The 6862-nt window shown below is 73.4% G+C and carries 6 protein-coding genes; 1 reads left to right on the top strand and 5 read right to left on the bottom strand.

What is annotated here, in order from left to right; all coding sequences use genetic code 11:
- The 5 genes from AOK23_RS40645 to AOK23_RS40625 all read right to left on the bottom strand — a co-directional run.
- The coding region (locus tag AOK23_RS40645) for a Pycsar system effector family protein (protein ID WP_476718319.1) at positions 1-308 on the bottom strand (308 nt) is incomplete at its 3' end.
- 4 nt (positions 309-312) lie between these two features.
- Positions 313-1587 (bottom strand): hypothetical protein, encoded by a 1275-nt coding sequence (locus tag AOK23_RS40640; RefSeq protein ID WP_055717438.1) that lies wholly within the window; start codon positions 1585-1587, stop codon positions 313-315.
- A 36-nt stretch (positions 1588-1623) separates the two neighbouring features.
- Positions 1624-3744 (bottom strand): hypothetical protein, encoded by a 2121-nt coding sequence (locus tag AOK23_RS40635; RefSeq protein WP_055717437.1) that lies wholly within the window; start codon positions 3742-3744, stop codon positions 1624-1626.
- On the bottom strand, positions 3741-4598 hold the full coding sequence (locus AOK23_RS40630; protein WP_055717436.1) for a hypothetical protein: 858 nt from the start codon (positions 4596-4598) through the stop codon (positions 3741-3743). Before AOK23_RS40630 ends, AOK23_RS40635 begins: the two co-directional genes overlap by 4 nt.
- 185 nt (positions 4599-4783) lie before the next feature.
- On the bottom strand, positions 4784-5530 hold the full coding sequence (locus AOK23_RS40625; RefSeq protein ID WP_055717435.1) for a Crp/Fnr family transcriptional regulator: 747 nt from the start codon (positions 5528-5530) through the stop codon (positions 4784-4786).
- Between the two features lie 259 nt (positions 5531-5789).
- Here AOK23_RS40625 and AOK23_RS40620 point away from each other — a divergent pair, with 259 nt between their 5' ends.
- Complete coding sequence (locus tag AOK23_RS40620; RefSeq protein WP_390948147.1) at positions 5790-6341, top strand: DUF1707 and DUF4190 domain-containing protein; 552 nt, start codon at positions 5790-5792, stop codon at positions 6339-6341.
- Positions 6342-6862: the final 521 nt, after the last annotated feature.

Here is a 6862-nt window from a genome sequence, read left to right as displayed (position 1 = left end):
GACCGGGGCAGCACGGCGAGCAGCAGGGCCAGCAGGGACAGGGCGAACGCGGTGGTGCCGGTCCACCACAGGGCCGCCCCCGGCGGTGGCAGGGCGTCCGGGGTCCAGTCCCGGCCCGCCACGAGCCCGCTGAACACACCGGCCGTCATGCCCAGCGCGGCCACCAGAACGGCTGCCTTGCTGTCGGCCCGCGCGATCTCCGCACGCATCTCGGCGAGCAGCCGTTCGGCCGTCGTGGTCCCGGGGGCTGCCGTGCCGGAGGCCGTGGTGCCGGGGGTCGGCTGTGTGGTGGTGTCCGGCGCCGTCACCCTGTCACCCCCTCCCCGCGTCCGTGTCGTCCGCGCCGCTGCGGGCGCTGGGCCGCGAGGGGACGGCAGGCCCGGTCGGTTGGGCCGACACGAAGGGCGACGGGGTCGCGGGCCCGTTCGCCGACGGCGCCGGCGGCGTCATGGGCGCCGACCCGCCGTATGCGCCCGCCGGTGCGGCCCCTTCCGGCGGGTTTCCGGAGTGCGGGCCCGGCGCCTGAGCGTCGTACGGTGCCTGGCCGTTCCGGTCGGCGTCCCGGGGAGGCTCCGGGGCGGGCTGCGCGTCGGCCGGGGCCGGTGTTCCCGTCGGCAGGGCTGTCCGGTCGTCGGGGGGCGCGGACCGGCGGCGGACGAGTTCGTCGACCGCGTGGCGGACCTGACGCATGGACTCGGCCTTCTGGTAGTCCTCCAGGCTGTCGCCGCCGATCAGCTCCAACTGGCTCTGGATGAAGGTCAGCTGGTCCTGCTGGATGTTGTTGATGACCAGCTGGGTGTCCTCGGGATGCTGGGCCAGGTGCAGGGCCCAGGCACCGACGCCGCCGTACTGGAGGTGGTACTGGTAGAAGTTGATCTTCTGGGCCGCGAGTTCCTGCTGCTGCCGCTGACTCAGCGCCTCCAGCTCGTACTCCAGCCGGGCCTTGCGCAGCCGGAGCTCGTGCTCGGGGTCGAGCAACTCGGACTCGTAGCGCAGGGCCCGCTTCCGCCGCTGGTGCTCGACCGTCTCGTCGTCCAGGCTCAGCTGGACGGCACAGGTGACCGCGAGCCCGATGCCCGCCGCGAAACCGCACGCGTCGACGGCCTGCTGCACGGCGGCCTCGGCGTCCGGGGCGTCCTCGACGGCGAACCGGCGGCTCACCGGCCGCCCCAACTGCTGCAGTTCGCGCAGCAGCCGCCTGGGGACGTCACGCTCGCCTCCGCGTACGTACGCCTCCGCGTCCGAGACCCGCCAGGTCAGGTCGGCGGTCGCCTTGAAGGAGAAGGCGTCGTCGTGGCTGGGCAGCTCCAGCTCCAGATTCACCTCGTGGCTGCCGGTGTCCACCTCGTACACCGAGGTGTAGCGGCGGGTCGCCGCCTCCGCACGGCCGGGTCGGTGCGGCGGGACATACACGTCGTACTCCCCGCCGGATGTGACGAACACCAGTGCGTGGTCGATCGCGGTGGCCGGGCGCCGGGTCGTGTACTCGAAGCGGGAGATCGGCCGGACCGTGAGGACCGGGTCGATCAGCTTGCTGTGCCGGTCGGCGTGCTGCCGCCACTCCGGCTCTCGGCGGAGGTCCGCCATGGTTCAACTCCTTGTGTTCCGGGTGTCGCGCTTGCGTCAGGACGTCGCGGGTGCCGGATGCAGCACCGCGAGCAGATGGTCGGCGAGGGCCGGACGGGAGAACCCGTCCTCGGCGCGCATGGTGCGCAGCTCGTGGGCGAGCCGGTCGCGGTCGGCCGCCGTGACGACCAGCGCGGGCAGCAGCAGCTCCAGGGCGCGGGCGGCGTCCGGGCGGTACTGCGCGACGAGCACCCAGGTGCGCAGGGCGTTGAGGGCCTGGCGGGTGTGGGCCCGGTCGCCGAGGGCGGTGCGCCACAGGGTGGCGAGGTCGCGCGCGGAGTCCGCCTCGTACATGCCGGTGTCGGCGTACCAGTCGACGAGCGCGTTCTCCTCGGCGTTGTCGCAGGCCCGGACGAAGGCGTTCAGCGCGAGCGCGCGGACCGCCGGGGTGTCCAGGTACAGCAGTCGTACGAGTTCGGAGAGCATCTCGCCGCGGCGGGGGCCCACCGAGAGCAGCAGGGCGGTGGACTCGACCAGGTTGTTGGCCTCGGCGACGCTGCTGGTGTCGGCGCGGGCCCGGGCGGCGAGCGCGGTGAGCGCGGGGCCGGCCAGGTCCGGGCGGAGGGGGGTGAGCAGACCGAACGCGCGGATCGCGGTCCAGCGGCGGGCCCAGTGCGCGTCGGTGCACCACTGCGTGAGCAGCCGCAGCACGGCCGGGGCGTTCAGCAACTGGGCGAGAGTCAGGGTGTTCGCGGCGGTCACTCGGGGCCCGAAGCTGCGGGAGACGGCCCAGCCGTCGATGAGCAGCGCGACCGCAGAGGGCAGGTCGGCGAGTGCGAGCAGCGCGGTGGCCGCCGCGGCCCGGGTCCGCACCACCGGCCGGCCGTCACGGGCCAGCTCCTTGAGCCAGGCGACCAGCGCGGGGCGCGCCGAGGGATGGTTCGTCCACACCTCGGTCAGCAGCACACGCGGGGTGCGCTCCTCCCGGAAACGGGTCGAGAACTGGGGCACGGGGCCCCAGTCCGTCTGCTCCTCCAGCAGTTCGCCGTCGGCGCGGGCGAAGTCCAGCCGCTCGGTCGCCGCGGGCCCGAACACCGGGATGCTGGGCGGCTGATCGGGATTCTGCAGCCGCTGGAAGTGCACGAACAGTTTGTCCGCCAGCTCGGCGGCCAGCACGTACGGCGCGTGGTCGAAGACGGCGAGGGAGATCAGGAACGCCTTCTCCCGCAGATCCGTGGCGGGGTCACCGAGCCAGTCCCGGCACTGCTTCTCCACCGCGGTCTGACCGAAGTCGCCCAGCCGCGCCAGCGCCTCGGGGCTCCCGTCGTAGGCGGCGAGCGCCTCGGCGAACTCGGCGGCCTCGGCGGGACGGTGATGGCCCCGGGCGAGGAACTCCCGCACCGGAGCGAGCCCGAGCAGCGCGTCGGCGTCGCCCTTCCGCCGGGACACCACCAGGGCCCGTACGACGTCCCGTGCGCTCGGTGGCTCCCACACGACCGGGGTCACGCCCAGCAGGAACGGTGACTTCTCCACCGTCACCACCAGATGGGCGCCCGCCTTCTTGAGCTGGTCGCGGGCCGCGTACAGATGGGTGTCGCGCAGCGGGCGGTTACGGGTCAGGGGCAGGCCCCGCAGGACGTAACCGCCCGGCTGGGTCAGCTGCGCGGGCAGGGCCGAGGGCGTCGTCTCCGCCGGTAGGGCGTGCACCGTCGGCACGCCCAGCCGGTGCAGCAGCATGCGCGCGGCCGCGTACCGCCCGCCGGCATGGCTGCCCGACAGGACCAGCACCCGTTCCTCGCGCAGCCGCTCCAGGGCCTGCGCGAAGGCGGGCCCCTCCACGAACACCTCGGCCAGCTCGTCCTGCCGTTCGGGTGGGATCTCCCCGGAGAAGTGGGCCTGCGCGGCCGGCCCGTGGTGGTGGATCTCCGTCTTGCCGCCGAGGAACACGTCCCCGGTGACCTGGCCGCCCGACACGCCGTGCTGGGCGCCGCCGACCAGGCTCCCGCCGAAGGAGGCGGTCGGGCCGAGGATGAACCCCGGGGTGTGGGCGAAGAGCTCCCGCTGGGCGGCCCGCGCCTCCTGGGTCCGCTCCTCCGGTTCGTCGTCCGCCTCCCCGCCGGCGTACGGGTCCTCCAGGGCGGCGTCAGGTCCCGCCGCCTCGCTCGGGGGCACGGTCATGCCGAGGCCCCCTTGCTCCCACCGCCGAGGTGGACGTCTCCGGTGACCTGACCACCGGAGACGCCGTGCTGGTCCCCGCCGACGAGGCTGCCTCCGAAGCTGGGGGCGCCGCCGTTGAAGTGGAAGACCGGGCCCGCCTGGCCGCCTCCCGAGTCACCCGCCGTGGTCTCTCCCGCGGTGGGGCCGCAGTCGCGCCCCGGTGCCGGACCGTCCCCCTGACCGTCCGGCACCGGGGCTTCCCCCACCCCCCTCTCACCAGGGTCGTGAGTGCCGGGCGCCCTGCCCGGCACCGGCCCGTGCAGCCACGCCCGCAGCGGGCCGTTCTTGCTGTCGACCGTCATCGGGTGGAAGTCCGCGGCCAGGACACCGGGGTGGTCGTGGCGCACGATCCCGGAGTGGATCCCCTCCGAGACGCACAGCGCGAAGTCGTGGGGGCGGGACCGCAGGGCGGCGCGGAGCAGTTGGGCGTCGAGGAGGCGGCACGCGTGGTTGAGGTCCGAGCCGACCCAGCCGTTGAGCCCGTCGACGGCCACGTAGCCGTCGGCGACGACACCCCGCAGGCGGATCTGGGCGGAGCTGGACGCCATGCGGTTGACGGCTCGCAGCTGGGCCGGGACCTCGGTGAGCAGGGCCCGCAGCAGGGCTGTCACCGACGCGTTCGCGTCGATCAGCTCCATCACCGCGTCACCCCGGTCGGCCCGCAGCCGCAGGGTCTCGTCGATGCCCGCGCTCTCCAGCGCGCGGTCGGTGATGTCGTAGAGCATGCGTCGCAAATACGCCTGCTCCACGTCGTCCCGGGCGCTGTAGCGCTCGATGTCGAGCAGGAGGATGGTCCGGCTCACGGGGTCCGTCATGGTCGCCTCTCGCTGGGGGCCTGTCGCCTGGGTGAGAAGCCTGGCGTCGACCCCGGGGCCCGCGAGAGGACGGATGACCCACTCGAAGTGTGACCGTGTGCACAGAGGCAGCGCACGCCCCATGGGGCACGGAGGCAGCGCACGTCCCCTGGGGCACGGCGGTCGGCGGCAGTGGGAGGGATACCTCAGAAGCCGGACTCGACCCCGGCCGTCCTCCCGCAGTCGCCGCCCTCCGCGCGCGCGATCCGCCGCAGGACGTCCATCCGCACGATCTTGAGGGTCCGTCGTCCCGTGACCACGACTCCCCGTTCCCGCAGGTCCTTCAGCAGCCGCTGGACCATCTCGCGTGAGGCGCCGACCGATCCGGCGAGTTCCTGCTTGCTCAGCGGGACGAGGAGCTCGACGCCCGCCTTCGTGTAGCGCGCGTTGGTGTGGGCCAGCTCCAGCAGCAGAGCTGCGAGCCGTTCCCGCACGCTCATCGACGCGAACTCCAGCCGCCGTTGGTCGGCCGCGCGCATCCGGTCGGATGTGAGGCCGAGCAGCGCGTACGACACGGTGGGGGAGCCGCCGAGGAACTCGGTGAAGCGGTCCCGGTCCACGGCCACCGCCCGCACCGCCTCCAGCGCCGTCACCGTCGCCGAACGCGGCCGGCCGGTGAGCGCGGCGGACTCGCCGACGATGTCACCGGGGCCGCGCAGCGCGAGGAGAGCCTCGTAGCCGTTGACGGCGGCCGCGGTCACCTTCGTCCAGCCGTGCGTCACGAAGAGGACGTACGACGAGGGTTCGTGCTGGTGGAGCAGGACATCGCGGGGTTTGAAGGCCAGCTCGCGGCCCAGGCCGAGCAGCGCGCCGCGGTCCGCGGTCTCCAGCCGGGCGAGGAACGGCACGCGGTCGTCGAGCCCGGACTCTCCCGGTAAGTCTGGCGCGGTCATTCGTTCCCCTGTCCCGGAGAGCAGACGTCCCCGTGAGTACGCGATCCGCGATCCGGGACCGCACGGCAACCCATGAACGTACTCAACCCGCCCTTGGCATGAGCATCGGATTGATCAACCGGTGACAAACGTGGCCGCTGTTACACGCATGCGACCCAAGGAGACGGAACCGCAACAGAAGGCGGGACCGGGAACCGATGCCCTGCGGCGTGCGTTGGAGCATCATTGGAGGCACAACCAGTCCGGGGGAGTGTTTCTCGTGTCGAACCCGTCGTGGCAGCCGATGCCGTGGCAGGCGCAGGGCAGTAGCCCGTCGCTGCTTGCCGCCCATGCCGATCGTGAGCGTGCCGTGGATGTCCTGCGGGCCGGTTTCAGTGAGGGCCGCCTCCAGCAGGACGAGTATGAGAAGCGCATCGAGCGGGCCTACACGGCGCGCACGGTGGGCGAGCTGGCCCTTCTGGTCGCCGACCTGCCGCAGGGGCCCTCGGCCATGCAGCCGAGTGCGATGCCCGCGATGCCCCCGATGGTCCCGCGTACGTTCATGCCGGCCCCCGTTCCGCCGCCGCCCACCAACGGCAAGGCCGTCGGCGCGATGGTGTGCGGTGTGCTCACCACGATGACCATGGGGCTCACCGGTATCCCGGCTGTGATCCTCGGCCACACCGCCCGCTCCGAGATCAAGCGCACCGGCGAGGGCGGCGAGGGCTTCGCCCTGGCGGGCCTCATCCTGGGCTGGCTCTCGGTCGCCGGCTGGGCCTTCTTCCTCGCCATCATGATCATCGCCGGGGTGGCCTCGGAAAGCGGAGTCTGAGGACGACGGGGCGGGTGGCCCCCGGGGAGGCCGAGACCTCGGGGCCGGGGGCAGCCGCCAGGCCGCGCGGCAGGCGACCGCCCACCTGCGACACACCAACGCCGGCAAGCCCTCCCGCACCAGCGAGCGACACCTCGTACTCGCCGGGCGTCCTTTCGCCGAGGAGCCGTCGCGTACTCGCCGGGCAGTCTCTCGCTGGGTAGCCGCCCCGTCTTGCCGGACAGCCGCCGCCCTTGCCGGGTCTCGCTACGTAGCCGCCCCGCCTTTCCGGGCAGCCTCTCGCTGCCTAGCCGCACCGCCCTGCCGGGCAGCCGCTCGCCGGGCGGCGGCCCCGCCTCGCTGGCCAGTCGCTCGCTGGGCGGCGGCACCCGCCTGACTGCCGCACTGCCCAGGCGCCGTCTCGCCGGGCAGCCGCCCCGCCGGGAGCTATCGTCGGGCGGCTCCTTCGGTGGATGGTTCCCGCGCCGGACGGCCGCACCGCCCCGCGGCCTACTCGCTCAACAACCCGCCCGCCCCAATCC

This window comes from Streptomyces torulosus (genome assembly GCF_001419765.1).
Taxonomy (GTDB): domain Bacteria; phylum Actinomycetota; class Actinomycetes; order Streptomycetales; family Streptomycetaceae; genus Streptomyces; species Streptomyces torulosus.
The sequence above is the reverse complement of the archived record's forward strand: the minus strand, read 5'-3'. Positions and strand labels throughout refer to the sequence as shown.